The following is a 15,742-nucleotide window of genomic DNA, read 5'->3' on the forward strand; positions in this document are numbered from 1 at the left end:
TTCTTCCTCTCTCAGCCCGCTGCCACGGTGAGCGGGGCCCAGCGGCGGGTCCAGTCACCGGGCAGGTCGGGGATGTCACGGGTCATGACGGCGTTGAAGGCCACGGAGCCGAGACCGCGGTCCTTGAGCCAGGCGAGGAGCTCCTCGTGCCGTACGTCGACATCGGTGCGCAGCACCCGGTCCGTACCCGCGGCGAGCGCGGTGACCAGTGACTGGGCAGTGCCGGTGTCCTTGGCGATCAGCGGTCCGATGACATGGGTGTCCATGTTGGGCCAGGCGGCCGCGTAGCCGGTGAGGGTGCCGTCCCCGCTGGGGTCCTCGGCGACGAGCAACTGGTCGGCGAAGGCAGGCAGTCTGGTGATCATGTGCGTGCGGTCGGTGCCGAAGACCTCGGCGTCCAGACGCAGGATGCCCTGGAGGTCTCCGGCGGTGGCCGGCCGGACCAGAGGAGTGCCGTAGGCGCCGGGGGTGCCCTCGGGCCGGAAGGCACCCTTCACCATCTCGGCGCGGCCCGTGGTCTTGAAGCCCAGCTCCTCGTACAGCGGGCGGCCGTACGGAGTGGCGTGCAGGGTGAGGGGGACACCCTTGAGCACGCCGTCGCACACGTGGGTCATCAGGCGGCGGCCGAGACCCTGACGGGCGTAGCGGTCGGCGACGAGGACCATCCCGATGGCGGCGAGTTCCGGGCCGGCTCCGGTCTGGCCGTACCGGGTGACGATGCACGCCGCCGCCAGTCCCCGGCCGTCCGGGGCGTCGACGCCGTACCCCTTTCCGGCGGCGAGGAGCAGACCCCACTTGTGGTCCTCGCGGAGCCAGCCGCGATCCTCGGACAAGTCGGCGCAGCGGTGGAGATCGTCCACGGTCAGCGCCCGGATCGGCAGATCGGTGATGTGTGGTGGTGTCACCGGCTCAGACTGGATCATGGACCGGGAGCCGTCCAGAGGATTTGAGCGGAGATGTTTCACGTGAAACACGCTGTTTCACGTGAAACCAAGCCACTAGCCTCGATCGCTATGACGCTCCTGCACCTCTTCGACCTCGACGGCACGCTGATGTACGGGTCGGCCGCGCCCGTCGAGATCTCCCGCCAACTCGGCCTGAGCGCCGAGATCGCCGAGCTGGAAAGGGCCTTCGGCGCGCTGGAGATCGGGCCGCACGAGTTCTCGGTGGCCGCCCACGCCCTCTGGGCCGATCTCACGCCCGCGCATGTCCGGGCGGCGTTCGACGGGTCCCCCTGGCTCGCGGGAATCCGGGACGTCTGGCGGGAGATCCGGGAGCGCGGCGACTACTGCGCGGTGATCTCGCTGTCGCCCTCCTTCTTCGTGGAGCTGCTCCTGGAGTGGGGTGCGCACGCGGCGCACGGTTCGATCTACCCCGAGGTGCCGTTCACCCGGCCCGTGGAGGCCGCGGGCCTCCTCACGCCCGAGGGCAAGGTCACGGTGGCGGACCGGCTGTGCGAGCGGTTCGGCGTGAGCCGGAGCGACTGCGTCGCGTACGGCGACTCGGTGACCGACTCGGTGCTCTTCGACGTGGTGCCGGTGTCGGTGGCGGTCAACGCACGGCCCTATCTGGCGGAGCGCGCGACTCATGTCTACGAGGGCCGGGACCTTCGGGAGGCATACCAGCTCGTAGGGGTGGCGCGCCCGGGAGTTCCGGCATCTTAGGAGGAAAGTGGGTTCGAAACGCGGATTTTCCGCGTTTCCCCACCGGCCTCTGAACCGGCTGGCACGCTGTGGAACCCGGAACCACGGATTCACAGACCGTGGCGTGTGCAGACCGACCGAGATGCTCGAAGCGAGGCACCGCATGGACGCTCCGCCCACCAGATCGGCCAGACGCGAATCGGCCCGGATACCCGTCGAGGACGGTGCGGCCGAGCCCTCACCGGATGCCGTGCTCATCCGTCGGACCCTCGCGGAGATCGCCCCCATCGCCGACAAGGTCACCTCGTACTTCTACGCGCTGGTCTTCTCCGGGCACCCCGAGGTGCGGGGCATGTTCCCCGCCGCCATGGACACGCAGCGCGACAGGCTACTGAAGGCGCTGCTGACGGCCGCCGAGCACATCGACAATCCCGGGGTACTCGTCCCCTACCTGCGCCGACTGGGCACGGGGCACCGCAAGTACGGAACCATGGCCGGTCATTACCCGGTGGTCGGCGAGGCCCTGGTCGGGGCGCTGGCCCGGTACGCCACCGACAGCTGGGGGCCGGAGACCGAGGCCGCGTGGGTGCGGGCCTACACCGCGATCTCCCAAATCATGATCGACGCGGCGGCCGAGGACGAGGTGAAGGCCCCCGCCTGGTGGCACGCGGAGGTGGTCTCCCACGATCTGCGCACCTCGGACATCGCGGTGCTGACGGTCCGTCCCGACCAGCCGTACGCCTTCCTCGCCGGCCAGTACGCGAGCCTGGAGACCCCCTGGTGGCCGCGGGTCTGGCGGCACTACTCCTTCGCCTCGGCGCCCCGCGCCGACGGGCTGCTGTCGTTCCACGTCAAGGCCGTCCCCGCGGGCTGGGTCTCCAACGCGCTGGTGCGCCACGCCCGCCCGGGGGACGTGCTGCGCCTCGGACCGCCGGCCGGGTCGATGGTGGTGGACCACACCACGGACAACGGGATGCTGTGCCTGGGCGGCGGCACCGGCATCGCCCCGATCAAGGCGCTCATCGAGGACGTGGCCGAGCACGGCGAACGCCGACCGGTTGAGGTCTTTTTCGGAGCACGCAGCGACAGCGATCTGTACGACAAGGACACGCTGCTCGGGCTGCAGCGCTCGCATCCGTGGCTGTCGGTGCGCCCGGTGGTGGGCGACGGTCTGGCCGGGCAGCTGCCCCAGGCCGTGGGCGAACACGGGCCGTGGAGCTCGTACGACGCCTTCGTCTCCGGGCCGCCCGCCATGATCCGGAACGGGGTGGACGAGCTCCTTCGGATCGGCATTCCCGGCGAGCGGATCCGCCACGACGCCGTGGAGGAACTGGTGGGCATCGCCGGCTGAGACCGGCGGGCAGGCCGCCGGTCTCGGCCGGGCTCAGCCCAGGTCGGGAGCGTGCATGGCGCGTACACCCTCGATGTTGCCGTCGAGGTAGTGCCGCAGGGACAGCGGGACGAGATGGACGGCTGCGATGCCCACGCGGCTGAAGGGCACGCGGACGATCTCGTACTCGCCCTCGGGTTCGTCGATTTCGGGGCCGTGGCGAAGGCTCGGGTCCATCGATTCGAGGCGGCAGACGAAGAAGTGCTGCACCTTCACGCCGGTCACCCCCCGGTCGGCGATGTGCTCGACGGTGTCGACGAAGCAGGGCACCACATCGGTGATCTTCGCGCCGAGTTCTTCGTGGACCTCTCGGTGGAGGGCGTCGATGACGGTGGCGTCCGAGGACTCCACTCCCCCGCCGGGGGTGAGCCAGTACGGATCGACGCCGGGCTTGGTGCGCTTGATGAGGATCAGGTCGTCACCGTCGAGCAGGATCGCGCGGGCGGTGCGTTTGACCACGGGACGTTCGGTCATGGGAGAAGAGTGGCCCACCGCTCCCCTTCTGAAACGCGCCACGGGCCGGAAAAGAGGGGCTCACCAGTGCACGGCGGCTTCCACCAGCCGCTCGTGCGCCCGCGCGAGGTGGGCGAGGGCGAGGCTCCCGGTCCGCACGACCAGGAACCAGGTGCGCAGCGGCGGCACGCCGGGCTCGGCCAGGGCCACGACGCGGCCGCTGTCGAGGGCTTCCCGGCACAGGTACCGGGGCAGGACGGCGAGACCGGCGCCGGCTGCGACGCATTCCAGTACGGCCCGCAGGTCGGGTGCGACCACGGTGGCGGCCAGGGACCGGGCATCGGGCGCGGTGTCGAAGACGGCGGCCCAGTAGCGGGTGACGAGCGGCAGGCTCTCGTGGACCTCCACGAGCGGGATGCCGTCGAGAGCGGCGGGACCCTCCTCGCACAGCCGCCCCGTGCCGACCAGGGCGGCCCAGTAGGGCGCGGCGACCAGGACGTGCTCCTCGTCGCACAGGGCGGTCACGGTGAAGAGCCCGCCGCGCGGATGGGCGGTGGTGACGACGAGGTCGTGGTGACCGGCGGCGAGCCCGTCGAGGGCCGCTTCGGCGCCGGTCTCCAGGGTGGCGCGCAAGGTGTGGCCCTGCCCGACGAGGGGCGCCAGGGCGGGGAGCACGCGCAGGCCGAGGAACTCCGGTGGCCCGGCGACGTGGAGGGTGCGCGACGCCCCGGCGGCCTCCCGCTCGGCCTCGGTGATCCGCAGCAGGGCGTCGAGGTGCGGGGCCGCCTTGTGGGCCAGTTCGTCGCCGACCGCGGTGGGGGTGACCCCGCGGGGGCGACGGTGGAAGAGCGGCCGTCCCAACTGCCGCTCCAGCGTACGGATCTGCGAGGTCACGGCCGGCTGGGACAGCCCCAGGAGGGCGGCGGCGCGGGTGAACGAGCCGGCCCGGTGGACGGCGACGAAGGTGCGCAGCAGGGCCAGGTCCATCGCGGCACCTCTCGGTGGGGGCCTTCAACTATAAATATGCCGATAGGCCCCTGTCGTTACCGTGATTGGACTCTGACGCAGAGTCAACTAGCCTTGTCGCGTGGTTCTTCGCGCGCGGAACCCTGGGCGGTCCGAGCCACGAGGGGGGAGGCTCGGACCGTCCGTCCAGGGCCTGCTCAGCCGGCGCGGCCCGCGCGGTCGAGGGCCCGCAGCACGTCCGCCACCAGGTCCTCCGTGTCCTCGGCCCCGGCGGAGAAGCGGATGAACCCCTCCGGCACGGCGTCGCCGCCCCACCGTCCGCGCCGTTCGGCGGTGGACCGGACTCCCCCGAAACTCGTGGCGTCCTCGACCAGGTGCAGAGCGGACATGAACCGTTCCGCGTGGGCACGGTCGGACAGGGTGAAGGAGACCACCGAGCCGAAGCCCCGCATCTGGCGGGCCGCGGTCTTGTGCGAGGGGTCCGTGGCCAGGCCCGGGTAGCGCAGCCCGGTCACGTCGGGCCGGCCGGCCAGCGCCTCGGCGACGGCCAGGGCGTTGGCCCACTGGCGCTGCGCGCGCAGCTGGATCGTGGCCAGGGAGCGGTGGGCGAGCCAGGCCTCCATCGGGCCCGCGATCGCGCCGACGACCTTGCGCCAGCGCCGGACGCCCGCGGCGAGCTCCGCATCCCGGCAGACCACGTACCCGAGCAGCAGGTCGCCGTGGCCCGTGAGGCCCTTGGTGCCGCTCGCCACGGAGAAGTCGGCCCCGAGCTCCAGGGGCCGCTGCCCGAGGGGGGTGGCGAGGGTGTTGTCGACGGCGACGAGCGTCCCGCCGGCGTGCGCAGCGTCCACGAGGCGCCGTACGTCGCACACGTCGAGCCCGGGGTTGGACGGGGTCTCGATCCACAGCAGCCGGGCCCCGTCGAGGACAGCGAGCTGGGCGTCGTCGCCGGTGGGGGCGGTGCGCACGTGGATCCCGTACGCCTCCAGCTGCTCCCGCACCAGGGGCAGGGCCTGGTAGCCGTCGCCGGGCAGGACCATCGTGTCGCCGGTGCGCGCCTGGGAGAGCAGTACGGCGGAGACGGCCGCCATGCCGGAGGCGAAGACGGTGGTGTGCACCTCCTCGCCGGGGGCCTCCAGTTCCCCGATCGCCCGCTCCAGCAGGGTCCAGGTGGGGTTGGTGTCCCGGCCGTAGGCATACGGGCCCTCGACGTCGCCCGGGAGGTGGAAGTGGGCGGCGAAGACCGGTCCGGGCAGGGTCGGTTCGTTCTTGACGGGCTCCGGCAGTCCGGCGCGGACCGCGCGCGTGCCGTCGCCGATCGCTTCGGCGGTTCCCTCGGGGGCGTACTCGTTCACGCGGTGTGCTCCTTCACGGCCTCGCGTACGGCGTCCGGCAGATCCACAGCAGCCGGATCTCGGCGGCGTGCTGCGGGGTGGGTGCGAGCGCCGTTCAGTTCTTCTCGGGCAGGGCCAGGTTCACGGCCCAGGAGACGACGGAGATGATCAGGCCGCCGAGGAGCGCGGTCCAGAACCCGTCGACGTGGAAGCTGAGGTCGAGCTTCGAGGCCAGCCATGAGGTCAGGAGCAGCATCAAGGCGTTCACGACGAGGGTGAACAGGCCCAGGGTGAGGACGAAAAGCGGCAGCGAGAGCAGCTTCACCACGGGCTTGACGATCAGGTTCACCAGGCCGAAGACCAGTGCGACCAGGATCAGGGTGAGCGTCCGGCGGCCCAGACTGCTGCCGTCGTCGAGGGTGATCCCGGCGAGCAGCCAGACGGCGACGGCCAGGGCCGCGGCGTTGGCGAGCGTCTTGACTACGAAATTCATCATGTGTCTGATCGTGGCAGAGATGATCCCGGTGGGACATCCGCAGATCAGCGGATGCGACGGCGCTACCGAGCACAAGGGGCACAACCACGATGAAAGCGTTCCGGCTTGACGAGCTCGAGGCCGAGCGGGCCGCCAACGACGGCGCCTATCTGCAGTTCCTGCGCGAGCGGAACATGTCGGTCGGGCTGTACGCGCTCGATGCGGGGCAGGTCGATCCGCAGCAGCCGCACCGCCAGGACGAGGTGTACTTCGTCGTGAGCGGGCGCGCCTCGATCACGGTCGGGGAGGAGACGACCACCGTGGCGCGCGGCAGTGTCGTGTACGTCCCGGCGGGCGTCCCGCACAAGTTCCACCACATCACCGAGGACCTGAGGGTGATGGTGGTGTTCTCCCCGCCGGAGAGCTGAGCGCGGCGGACGCCTGGGGGTCGCCGCTCCGGTTCCCCTAAGGGGAGGGTCAGGGGACTCCGGGGGCTCGTGGGCCCCGATCCGGGTCCGTGGACTCCTAGCATCGAGAGCAGGAAGTCACGGACGAGGAAGAGGTCGAGGACATGAACGGCATCCGAGAGACATTCGCAGGCATGCCCTGGTGGGTTAAGTGGGTCGCCGTTCCGCTGCTGGCGCTGTTCGTGTTCGGCGGTGTGATCACCACCATCCTGAGCGTGCTGATCGGGTTCGTCTTCAAGCTGCTCCTCTTCATCGGCCTCGTCGCCGGCCTGGTGTTCGTCGTGAAGAAGGTCGGCGGCCGTACGAAGTCCTCGGCCGGCGACTGGTAGGAGGAGGACCGGCCGCAGGGGAAGCGGCCGGAGAAGGGCGCCGGGGACGAGCCGGGTGGTTCCGGGATTAAGCCAGGTGAGGGAACGTGACGGGCTAAACCCCTCACATCCCGGTAATCGGCGGATAGAGTGGCAATCTGCGCCGTTCCCTGGGCGCCGAAAGCCCGGTACCGCCGCTCTGACCTGCGGCGTTGCTAAAGAGCCGCCGAGTACGACCCCCAGGGGCCACGGCATACGCGGGGGCGGCCCCCGCAGGGTGGTCTCCCCGAAGGCCCCCGCCACACCTGGGGGTGAGCTTTGTCTCCGGTTCACAATGCCGGTGTGCCGACACTCATCGGTTCGGTGCAGAGGGCGCTGAGACTCCTCGAAGCAGCGGGGTCCCATAGCGGGGGAGCGCCGGCGAAACAGCTCGCGCGCGAGGCCGGGCTCCCGCTCCCCACCGCGTACCACCTGCTGCGCACCCTCACACACGAGGGCTACCTGCGCCGGGAGGGCGGGGTCTTCGTCCTGGGCGACGCCGCGGGCCGGCTCGCCGCCGGGGGACTCCAGCAGAAACGTCGCAGCATGATCCTCGACTCCCTCGCGCACTTCCGCGACGCGGTCGGGGCCCCCGTCTACTTCGCGGTCTACCGCGAGGGTGAGATCGAGGTCGTGGGCGTTTCCGACACCCAGTCCAGCCCGGCCTGCGAGGAGTGGGCGGACTTCCGTGCGACCGGCCATGCGCACGCCATCGGGCAGTGCCTCCTCGGACAACTCGACGAGGAAATGCGCAAGGACCATTACGAACGTCATCCGGTCGAACCGGTCACCGCTTATACCGTGCGGGATCTCCGGTCCCTGGAGTACCGGATCGGGGCCCTCGGGCGAATGCAGCCAGTAACCGAACGCCAGGAATATGCGCTTGGCACGGTCTGCGCGGCCATCCCCATCACAGCGGGCGATACCGCCGCAACGATGGCGGTTTCTCTCCCCTTGCACCAGGAAGATCGATTGCGCTGTGTAGTCAATCAGCTACGGAGTGAAGTAGGCGCGCTGTTGAGCACCCTCTCCTTCTCTATCAGTATCTGAAAACTCACTCCTTGTGATCTGCTAGCGCTTCCACCACTCTTGTCAAGAGGAGCCTGGGGGATCATTCCTGGCCACTTCCACTACAGCGGGGTAGGCAATGCGCGAGTCGGTACAGGCAGAGGTCATGATGAGTTTCCTCGTTTCCGAGGAGCTCTCGTTCAGGATTCCGGTGGAACTCCGGTACGACGCCCGTGATCCCTACGCGGTCCGCCTGACCTTCCACCTTCCCGGAGACGCGCCCGTGACCTGGGCGTTCGGCCGGGAACTCCTCCTCGACGGCATCAACAAGCCGTGCGGTGACGGCGATGTGCACATCGCCCCCACCACCCCGGAAGAGCTGTCCGACGTCCACATCCGGCTGCAGGTCGGCGGCGACAGGGCGTTGTTCCGCGCCAGCGCGGCGCCGCTCGTCGCGTTCCTCGACCGCACCGACCGGCTCGTACCGCTCGGACAGGAGCGGAACCTGGGCGACTTCGAGGAGAACCTCGACGAGGCGCTCGGCAAGATCCTGGCCGAGTCGAAGCAGAACGAGCAGAACGCCGGCTGACGCGCTGCGCTCAGCGCTTGCGCCGCCGGCCCCGGCCGCCGCGGACCGGTCCCGAGGCCGCCGCGGCGTCCGGGGATCCCGGCCGGTCGGCGGACACCACCAGCGAGGCCAGTGCCGTCGTCACGGGGACCGAGGCCACCAGTCCGATCGAGCCCACGAGGGTCCGTACGATCTCCACCGCGACCAGCTCGCTGTTCGCCACCGAGCCCATGCTGCTGTTGGCGATCGAGAACAGCAGGAGCAGCGGCAGCGCGGCACCGGCGTAGGCCAGCACCAGGGTGTTGACCACCGACGCGATGTGGTCGCGGCCGATCCTGATCGCCGCCCGGTACAGGCCGCGTGGCCCCATCGAGGGGTCCGCCGCGTGCAGTTCCCACACCGCCGAGGTCTGGGTGACCGTCACGTCGTCGAGCACACCCAGCGATCCGATGATCACACTCGCCAGCAGCAGGCCGCTCATGTCGATGTCCGGGTAGAGCCCGTGGATCAGCCCGGTGTTGTCGTCCGTGTTGCCGGTGAGGGACGCCCAGTCGATGAACACCGAGCCCAGCAGGCCGATCAGCAGCAGTGAGACGAGGGTGCCGAGGACGGCGACGGAGGTGCGCGCCGTCAGGCCGTGGCACATGTAGAGCGCGATCAGCATGATGGCGCTCGCCCCGACCACCGCGACCACGAGCGGGTTCGACCCCTGCAGGATGGCCGGGAGGATGAAGAGGGTCAGCACCCCGAAGCTGACGATCAGCGCGATCAGCGCGAACAGCCCGCGCATCCGCCCGACGAGGACGACCGAGACCGCGAAGATCCCGGCCAGCACCGCCAGGGGGACCTTGCGGTTCACGTCGATCACCGAGTACTGGAGGTCGCGGGGGGCGTCCGGCGCGTACGCCACGACCACCTCCTGGCCGTCCGTCAACTGCCGTGGCGCACCCGGCTGGACGATCTCCACGAAGGTGCGGCCCTTGTCCGGGCCGCTGCCGACCTCGACCGTGGCCTTCTTGCACTCCCCGGTCTGCGCGGCCTGCGCCTCGCGGCCCTCGGGCGTGGAGGGGTCGGCGGTCGGCGGCACCTGCGCGGCGTTCACGGACTTGCAGTCGACCTGTTCGAGGGAGACGACCCTGCCCTGCTGCGTCTGGCGGTCGAAGCCCACCCCCGTGCGCTCGTGGGCGGGGGCGCCGCCCGGCCAGAGCACCACCATGCCGATGAAGACGGCGGTGGCGAAGGGGATCAGCACGGCCGCGATGACCTTGCGCAGGTGCTTCGAGACGGGGGCCGCCGGGCCGTGGCCGTGGCTGTGGGAATGGCCGCCGTGACCGGCGGAGTGACCGGCGGAGTGACCGGCGGAGTGACCGCCGTGGTGACCGGCGGACGGCCCGGACGAGTGCTCTGCGGAGTGCCCGGAACCGTGGTGCTCGTGGCCGGTGTGGCCAGGGGGCTCTGTGGGCTCGATGGGGGGCTGCGGCGAGGGCGTCACCAGCAGATCATCGCAAGAGATGAGGGGGCCCACTGTTCAGCACGCCATGGATGACGCTAGCGTGGGGGCTACTTTGCACAACGCGGGAGCTCGGAGCACCGGGCTGAGAGGACGCTGATCACCGTCATCGCATCACGGATGCGTGCGGGAGGAGGCTGCGTCGACCGCCGAACCTGTTACCGGGTAATGCCGGCGTAGGGAGATAGGTCTCATGACCATTCAGGACGCACGCACGCCTGCCGTCAGCCAGGACGGCGACGGCTCGACCGAGCGCAAGCCGGGCTGGCACAAGGGCTACGTGGCGGGCTCCCGCCCCGACATCCGGGTGCCGGTCCGCCAGGTCCACCTCACCAACGGCAAGGACGTGACGCTCTACGACACGTCCGGTCCGTACACTGACCCGCAGATCGAGACCGACGTCCGCCGGGGCCTCGCCCCGCTGCGCGAGAACTGGATCATCGGCCGTGGCGACACCGAGGAGTACGCGGGCCGTCCCGTGCGCCCCGAGGACGACGGCATCAAGCACACCTCGCCGCGCGGTGGCCTCAAGAACCTCGACGCGGTCTTCCCGGGCCGCCCGCGCCAGCCCCGCCGGGGCCGCGGCGGCCAGGCCGTCACGCAGCTCGCGTACGCCCGCCGGGGCGAGATCACCCCGGAGATGGAGTACGTCGCGATCCGCGAGAACGTCTCCCCGGAGGTCGTCCGCGAGGAGATCGCCGCAGGTCGCGCCGTGCTTCCCGCGAACGTGAACCACCCGGAGATCGAGCCGATGATCATCGGCAAGCGGTTCCTGGTGAAGGTCAACGCCAACATCGGCAACTCCGCGGTCACCTCCTCCATCGAGGAGGAGGTCGACAAGATGACCTGGGCGACCAAGTGGGGCGCCGACACGGTCATGGACCTCTCGACGGGCCGCAACATCCACACCACCCGCGAGTGGGTGCTGCGCAACTCCCCCGTCCCGATCGGCACCGTGCCGCTCTACCAGGCGCTGGAGAAGGTGGACGGCCGGGCCGAGGAGCTGACCTGGGAGATCTACAAGGACACGGTCATCGAGCAGGCCGAGCAGGGCGTCGACTACATGACGGTCCACGCCGGCGTGCTGCTGCCCTACGTGCCGCTGACCGCCCGCCGCAAGACCGGCATCGTCTCGCGCGGCGGCTCGATCATGGCCGCGTGGTGCCTCGCGCACCACAAGGAGAACTTCCTCTACACGAACTTCGAGGAGCTCTGCGAGATCCTGGCGACGTACGACGTCACGTACTCGCTGGGCGACGGCCTGCGCCCCGGCTCCATCGCGGATGCCAACGACGCGGCCCAGTTCGCCGAACTGAAGACGCTGGGCGAGCTGAACACCATCGCCAAGCGCCACAACGTGCAGACGATGATCGAGGGCCCGGGCCACGTCCCGATGCACAAGATCAAGGAGAACATCGACCTCCAGCAGGAGATCTGCGAGGAGGCGCCGTTCTACACGCTCGGCCCGCTGACCACGGACGTCGCCCCCGCGTACGACCACATCACCTCGGGCATCGGCGCCGCGATGATCGCCTGGTGGGGCACCGCGATGCTCTGCTACGTCACGCCCAAGGAGCACCTGGGCCTGCCCAACCGGGACGACGTGAAGACCGGCGTCATCACGTACAAGATCGCGGCACACGCCGCCGACCTGGCCAAGGGGCACCCCGGCGCCCAGGAGTGGGACGACGCCCTGTCCGACGCGCGGTTCGAGTTCCGCTGGGAGGACCAGTTCAACCTGGCCCTCGACCCTGACACGGCCCGTGAGTTCCACGACGAGACCCTGCCCGCCGAGCCGGCCAAGACCGCGCACTTCTGCTCCATGTGCGGTCCGAAGTTCTGCTCGATGAAGATCTCGCAGGACATCCGCCGGGAGCACGGCGGCGACCTGAAGGCCGACGAGATCCAGGCGGGCATGGCGGAGAAGTCCGCCGAGTTCGCGGCCTCGGGCAACCGCGTCTACCTGCCGCTGGCCGACTGACGCGACGCACGCGCGGAGGGCGCCGCTCCCAGGCCCGTCGGGCCGGGGCGGCGCCTGCCGCGTCAGGCGACCACGAGGTACGGGTCCACCTTGCGCCGCGCGAAACCGAGGTTGGCGAGGACCCGGTCCCGGTGTTCGTCGGGGAGGGCGTCGCCCGCGAGGAGCCGTTCGCAGCAGTCCTGCGACTCCTGGTACTCGCCCACCCAGTAGGCGGCCACGGCGAGTTCGTCGAGGGCGCGCCACTCGTACCAGTCGAACTCGACGAACAAGACGTCGTCGGGGCGGGGGATCCGTACGGCCTGCCGGGCGAACATGTACGCGAGGGGCCAGCGGCCCTCGTTGCGGCAGACGCGGGCGAGATCGGCGAGCGCCTCGGCGCGCGAGGGCCGGCTCTCGTGGGCGCGCAGGTAGCGGTCCGTCACCTCGGCGGCCGGTCTCCCGAGGCGGGCCGCGATCCGTGCCGCGTAGAGCCGGGCGCAGAAGGACTCCTCGGCGAATCCGGCCATGCCCGCCCGGAGGTCGTAGGCGGCGAGGGCCTTCTCCGCTTCTTCCGCGTCGCGCCAGCTCTGGGCCAGGTAGAACGCGTAGCGGGCGTTGTCCGGTTCCTCGGCCAGCCCTTCTTCGAGGATCCGCGCGTCGTGCAGGTATTTCTCCCGCTCGCCGCCTTCCCGCAGGCGTGCCCCGCCGCCGACGACGAGGATGTGGATGCCTTCGAGCACCCCGTGGGTGTACCGGGCTTCGCAATCGAGGTGTTCGTGGAGTACGCCGACGTATTTCCACGGCGATCGGGTGGAGACGAGGGCGGGCCGCCAGTGGATGACGGGCTCGTGGTGCACGGCGAGGCGGTACGCGTCGAGGGTGAGGTCCGGCATCCGGAACCCGGGCCGGACCTGCATCACGTCGTCGGCGTCGATGAAGAGCAGGTAGTCCGCGCAGGAGCGGGCGAGCTCGATCGCCTCGTTGCGGCTGCCGTCGAACCCGCGCCAGGGACGCTCGTGCAGGACACCGGGCAGATCGCCGAGGAGTTCCCGGATGACGTCCTGGGTGCCGTCGGTCGAGCCGGTGTCCACGATCACCCACGTGTCGATCAGCGGACGCACCGATTCGAGACATCTGCGGATCACGTGCGCCTCGTTCTTGACGATCATGTTGAGGCAGACTTTTGCTTTCACGAGCCGACGGTAGGGACCCGGGTAATGCCCCGCAAGGAAGCTCGAGGGGCCATTGGGGCGCTGTATTGGTCCGACAAGCTGACTCATCCGCACGGCGAGCGGACCTGTGACGCCGCGATCCCCCCGATGTGCCTGGCGGCCCGACGGGGCGCCCCCTGAAGCAGCCGAAGCGGGCGCGCGTCGGCCGGAGGCTACTCCGGCCGGTGCTCCGGGCCGCCGAAGTCCGGGCTGGTGAAGTCCGGGGGCGTGTAGCCGGACCGGGGTCCCTCTGAGGGGGATCCGGGGCTGGTGAAGTCGGGCCGCGTGTACCCCAGGTTGGGGATGCGCCCGGCCGCCGGCGTTCTGGGGGTCGGGAAGCCCGGCCCCGCACTCGGATCGGCCAGCGCGTCCCGCAGGAACGGCATGATCCCCCGCTCCAGCAGCGCGTGCCGCCAGGCCTCCCGGGCCCGCGCCACCTCGTCGGGTACGGCCTCGGTCTCGTCCGCCACCACCTCGGTCGAGCTGTTGCGCACGGCCGTCACCAGCAGCCCGATCACCGCGAACAGCAGCGCCGCCACGGTGAGCGCCCCGAACAGCCAGCCCGCCGTCAACATCGTCTCGGCGAAGGCGGGTTCGGGCTCGATCAGCTTCAGGCTGTAGCCCACGAGCAGGAATATCAGCATGGCCGTGCCCGCCAGGACGGGTGCGAGGACCGCGACCACGGCGCTGACGCCCGCGCCGCCGCCCAAGCCCTGTCCGCCGTCCTCGTCCGCCGCGGCGCCGGGTGCGGACAGCACCTCGTCGCGCCGTTCCTCTCGGACCTTCACGTAGTGGCCGTACTCGGCGGCGGCCGCCGCCGCCAGCAGTGCGCTGGCCCCCTGGGCCATGGTGCGCAGCTGTTCGGCGTTCAGCCGTTCGCCGAGGGTGGCGAGCTCGGGCCGTTCGTTCGCGGTGCGCAGCGCCTCGTCGAGGAGCCGGTCGAACTCTGGTCGGTCTTCGGTCAGCAGGTGCGGAGCGCTGGTCATGTGCATCCCCCGATGCTCCGTAGAAGCCGGTATCCCCGCGTAGAACGGGGCGCCGGCACAAACGGAGGAGAGCCTGCTACGGATAGAGCGATGGTAGAGCGACCACGCCACAGGTTGACAGGGGCTTTGCGGAAATACCCCCGTGGTGACAAACCTCAGTCGTTCAGGGGGAGCTGTACGACGAGCAGCTTGCCCGCCATCGTCACTCCGCCGTCCATCGCGATGGCGAGCCCTTCCGCGTACACGTGCGGGCCGTCCACGGCCTCCGGGCCGCGCGACTCGTCCCCGTCCTCGGTGCCCACCTCGCCGAGCAGGTACGGGATGGGGCTGTGCCCGTGCACGACGCGGCTGCCGCCGTAGGTGTCGAGCAGTTCGCGTACGGCCTGCGGGCCGGTCCCCTCGTCGCGGAAGGCGAACCGCTTGGTGAACTTGCGGAAGAGGTCCCAAGTGATGTCGGCGTCGCCCCGGTTGAGGAGCTCGTGGATGGTGTCGTTGACGTCCTCGATGGAGTCGCCGTAGTCGAGGTAGGCCGTGGTGTCGGAGTGCAGCAGCAGGTGGCCCTCCTCCAGGACGGCCGCGTCCAGCCGCGACATCCACTGCAGGTGTACGTCCTGCAGGCGCTCCATGTCGGAGCGCTGGCCGCCGTTGAGGAGCCAGGCGGCCTGGAAGGTGGCGGTGCCGGCGCCGGAGACGACGGGGGTGTCGCCGAACCGCTTGGCGCCGATGAGCAGCAGCTCGTGGTTGCCCATCAGGGCCTTGCAGTAGCCGCCGGCGGCGGCGGCCTCGGCGGACAGCCGCATCACGAGGTCGATGACGCCGATGCCGTCGGGGCCGCGGTCGGTGAAGTCGCCGAGGAACCACAGCCGGGCGTTGCCGGCTGACCAGCGGCGTTCCGCGTCGATCAGGCCCTGGGCCTGGAGTTCGGTGACGAGCTCGTCGAGGTAGCCGTGGACGTCGCCGACGACGTAGAGCGGGCCGGGGCCGTCGGCCGCGGCCTCCTGCGGGACGTACTGGACCTGGACGGTGTCGCCGGGACCGCCGAGCGCGCCGCGGCCGATGATCGGCAGGTCGCGGTGGGTCGGGGTGTAGCCCTCGAATTCGTCGTCCTCGGGGACCGGGCTCGTCGCGTGCGCGGGGTGCGGGGACTGCGGGGCGGCCGGCGGTGCGGCGGGCGGCGCGGCCGGCGCCGGCGCGTAGCCGGGCTGCGGGGGCACGGCCGGCGTGCCGTCGTCGTAGTACGCCGGGTACTCGCCGTAGACGGGAGCCTCACCGGGAGTCCCGGAAGATACGGCGTACGCGGCGGGTTCGGTGACTGGAACCCGGAAGTCCCGCAGCGTGTCCGTCCGCATCGCGGGTCCCTGACCGGCCCCCTGAGTCATCGACCCCTCCACCACCGTCGCGCTGCCGTACACCTGCGGACCCTC

The 15,742-nt window shown here is 70.4% G+C and carries 16 protein-coding genes; 7 read left to right on the plus strand and 9 right to left on the minus strand.

What is annotated here, in order from left to right:
- Positions 1 to 11: 11 nt before the first annotated feature.
- Positions 12 to 905 carry a GNAT family N-acetyltransferase gene (locus tag ACZ6JT_RS19700; protein ID WP_469211331.1) on the minus strand — a complete coding sequence of 298 codons (894 nt, stop codon included), beginning with the start codon at positions 903 to 905 and terminating at the stop codon, positions 12 to 14.
- Positions 906 to 1,013: 108 nt separating this feature from the next.
- Here ACZ6JT_RS19700 and ACZ6JT_RS19705 point away from each other — a divergent pair, with 108 nt between their 5' ends.
- Together ACZ6JT_RS19705 and ACZ6JT_RS19710 are read left to right on the plus strand one after the other, a co-directional pair.
- The gene (locus ACZ6JT_RS19705) at positions 1,014 to 1,664 is read left to right on the plus strand and encodes an HAD family hydrolase (protein WP_469211333.1); all 651 of its coding nucleotides are present in this window, start codon (positions 1,014 to 1,016) and stop codon (positions 1,662 to 1,664) included.
- Positions 1,665 to 1,785: 121 nt separating this feature from the next.
- Positions 1,786 to 2,994, plus strand: a complete 1,209-nt coding sequence (locus ACZ6JT_RS19710) for a globin domain-containing protein (protein WP_469211335.1) — start codon at positions 1,786 to 1,788, stop codon at positions 2,992 to 2,994.
- 33 nt (positions 2,995 to 3,027) lie between these two features.
- Here ACZ6JT_RS19710 and ACZ6JT_RS19715 read toward each other — a convergent pair whose 3' ends face one another.
- The 4 genes from ACZ6JT_RS19715 to ACZ6JT_RS19730 form a co-directional block, all read right to left on the minus strand.
- Positions 3,028 to 3,507 carry an NUDIX hydrolase gene (locus ACZ6JT_RS19715; protein ID WP_362811669.1) on the minus strand — a complete coding sequence of 160 codons (480 nt, stop codon included), beginning with the start codon at positions 3,505 to 3,507 and terminating at the stop codon, positions 3,028 to 3,030.
- 60 nt (positions 3,508 to 3,567) lie between these two features.
- Entirely contained in the window at positions 3,568 to 4,473 is a 906-nt protein-coding gene (locus ACZ6JT_RS19720) for a LysR family transcriptional regulator (protein ID WP_469211338.1), read from the minus strand.
- A 176-nt stretch (positions 4,474 to 4,649) separates the two neighbouring features.
- Entirely contained in the window at positions 4,650 to 5,807 is a 1,158-nt protein-coding gene (locus tag ACZ6JT_RS19725; protein ID WP_469211339.1) for a cystathionine gamma-lyase, read from the minus strand.
- Positions 5,808 to 5,901: 94 nt separating this feature from the next.
- On the minus strand, positions 5,902 to 6,282 hold the full coding sequence (locus ACZ6JT_RS19730) for a phage holin family protein (protein WP_469211341.1): 381 nt from the start codon (positions 6,280 to 6,282) through the stop codon (positions 5,902 to 5,904).
- A gap of 89 nt (positions 6,283 to 6,371) precedes the next feature.
- On the opposite strand from ACZ6JT_RS19730, the gene ACZ6JT_RS19735 reads away from it, so the two are divergent.
- The 4 genes from ACZ6JT_RS19735 to ACZ6JT_RS19750 all read left to right on the plus strand — a co-directional run bounded on the left by ACZ6JT_RS19735 (position 6,372) and on the right by ACZ6JT_RS19750 (position 8,672).
- Complete coding sequence (locus tag ACZ6JT_RS19735) at positions 6,372 to 6,689, plus strand: cupin domain-containing protein (RefSeq protein ID WP_469211342.1); 318 nt, start codon at positions 6,372 to 6,374, stop codon at positions 6,687 to 6,689.
- 143 nt (positions 6,690 to 6,832) lie between these two features.
- Positions 6,833 to 7,057 (plus strand): DUF5326 family protein, encoded by a 225-nt coding sequence (locus ACZ6JT_RS19740; RefSeq protein ID WP_469211344.1) that lies wholly within the window; start codon positions 6,833 to 6,835, stop codon positions 7,055 to 7,057.
- Positions 7,058 to 7,378: 321 nt separating this feature from the next.
- Complete coding sequence (locus tag ACZ6JT_RS19745; protein WP_469211346.1) at positions 7,379 to 8,125, plus strand: IclR family transcriptional regulator; 747 nt, start codon at positions 7,379 to 7,381, stop codon at positions 8,123 to 8,125.
- A gap of 97 nt (positions 8,126 to 8,222) precedes the next feature.
- Positions 8,223 to 8,672: an SsgA family sporulation/cell division regulator gene (locus tag ACZ6JT_RS19750; protein WP_030707766.1), complete on the plus strand. Its 450-nt coding sequence runs from the start codon at positions 8,223 to 8,225 to the stop codon at positions 8,670 to 8,672.
- Between the two features lie 10 nt (positions 8,673 to 8,682).
- Here ACZ6JT_RS19750 and ACZ6JT_RS19755 read toward each other — a convergent pair whose 3' ends face one another.
- Positions 8,683 to 10,143, minus strand: a complete 1,461-nt coding sequence (locus ACZ6JT_RS19755) for a YibE/F family protein (RefSeq protein ID WP_469211348.1) — start codon at positions 10,141 to 10,143, stop codon at positions 8,683 to 8,685.
- 211 nt (positions 10,144 to 10,354) lie between these two features.
- On the opposite strand from ACZ6JT_RS19755, the gene thiC reads away from it, so the two are divergent.
- The gene (gene thiC / locus ACZ6JT_RS19760) at positions 10,355 to 12,142 is read left to right on the plus strand and encodes a phosphomethylpyrimidine synthase ThiC (RefSeq protein WP_469211350.1); all 1,788 of its coding nucleotides are present in this window, start codon (positions 10,355 to 10,357) and stop codon (positions 12,140 to 12,142) included.
- Positions 12,143 to 12,204: 62 nt separating this feature from the next.
- On the opposite strand, the gene ACZ6JT_RS19765 is transcribed toward thiC, so the two are convergent.
- From ACZ6JT_RS19765 to ACZ6JT_RS19775, 3 genes are all read right to left on the minus strand, one after another.
- Positions 12,205 to 13,314 carry a glycosyltransferase gene (locus ACZ6JT_RS19765; RefSeq protein ID WP_469211352.1) on the minus strand — a complete coding sequence of 370 codons (1,110 nt, stop codon included), beginning with the start codon at positions 13,312 to 13,314 and terminating at the stop codon, positions 12,205 to 12,207.
- Between the two features lie 191 nt (positions 13,315 to 13,505).
- Positions 13,506 to 14,324: a hypothetical protein gene (locus tag ACZ6JT_RS19770; protein WP_469211354.1), complete on the minus strand. Its 819-nt coding sequence runs from the start codon at positions 14,322 to 14,324 to the stop codon at positions 13,506 to 13,508.
- A 149-nt stretch (positions 14,325 to 14,473) separates the two neighbouring features.
- Positions 14,474 to 15,697, minus strand: a complete 1,224-nt coding sequence (locus tag ACZ6JT_RS19775; protein WP_469211356.1) for a metallophosphoesterase — start codon at positions 15,695 to 15,697, stop codon at positions 14,474 to 14,476.
- Positions 15,698 to 15,742 lie beyond the last annotated feature (45 nt).

It is taken from the genome of Streptomyces sp. NPDC046308 (assembly GCF_055588065.1).

Coding starts and splice junctions, on each gene's coding strand:
- ACZ6JT_RS19705 (WP_469211333.1), top strand. CDS start 1,014: ATGACGCTCCTGCACCTCTTCGACCTCGACGGCACGCTGATGTACGGG.
- ACZ6JT_RS19710 (WP_469211335.1), top strand. CDS start 1,786: ATGCTCGAAGCGAGGCACCGCATGGACGCTCCGCCCACCAGATCGGCC.
- ACZ6JT_RS19715 (WP_362811669.1), bottom strand. CDS start 3,507: ATGACCGAACGTCCCGTGGTCAAACGCACCGCCCGCGCGATCCTGCTC.
- ACZ6JT_RS19720 (WP_469211338.1), bottom strand. CDS start 4,473: ATGGACCTGGCCCTGCTGCGCACCTTCGTCGCCGTCCACCGGGCCGGC.
- ACZ6JT_RS19730 (WP_469211341.1), bottom strand. CDS start 6,282: ATGATGAATTTCGTAGTCAAGACGCTCGCCAACGCCGCGGCCCTGGCC.
- ACZ6JT_RS19735 (WP_469211342.1), top strand. CDS start 6,372: ATGAAAGCGTTCCGGCTTGACGAGCTCGAGGCCGAGCGGGCCGCCAAC.
- ACZ6JT_RS19740 (WP_469211344.1), top strand. CDS start 6,833: ATGAACGGCATCCGAGAGACATTCGCAGGCATGCCCTGGTGGGTTAAG.
- ACZ6JT_RS19750 (WP_030707766.1), top strand. CDS start 8,223: ATGCGCGAGTCGGTACAGGCAGAGGTCATGATGAGTTTCCTCGTTTCC.
- thiC (WP_469211350.1), top strand. CDS start 10,355: ATGACCATTCAGGACGCACGCACGCCTGCCGTCAGCCAGGACGGCGAC.
- ACZ6JT_RS19770 (WP_469211354.1), bottom strand. CDS start 14,324: ATGCACATGACCAGCGCTCCGCACCTGCTGACCGAAGACCGACCAGAG.
- ACZ6JT_RS19775 (WP_469211356.1), bottom strand. CDS start 15,697: ATGACTCAGGGGGCCGGTCAGGGACCCGCGATGCGGACGGACACGCTG.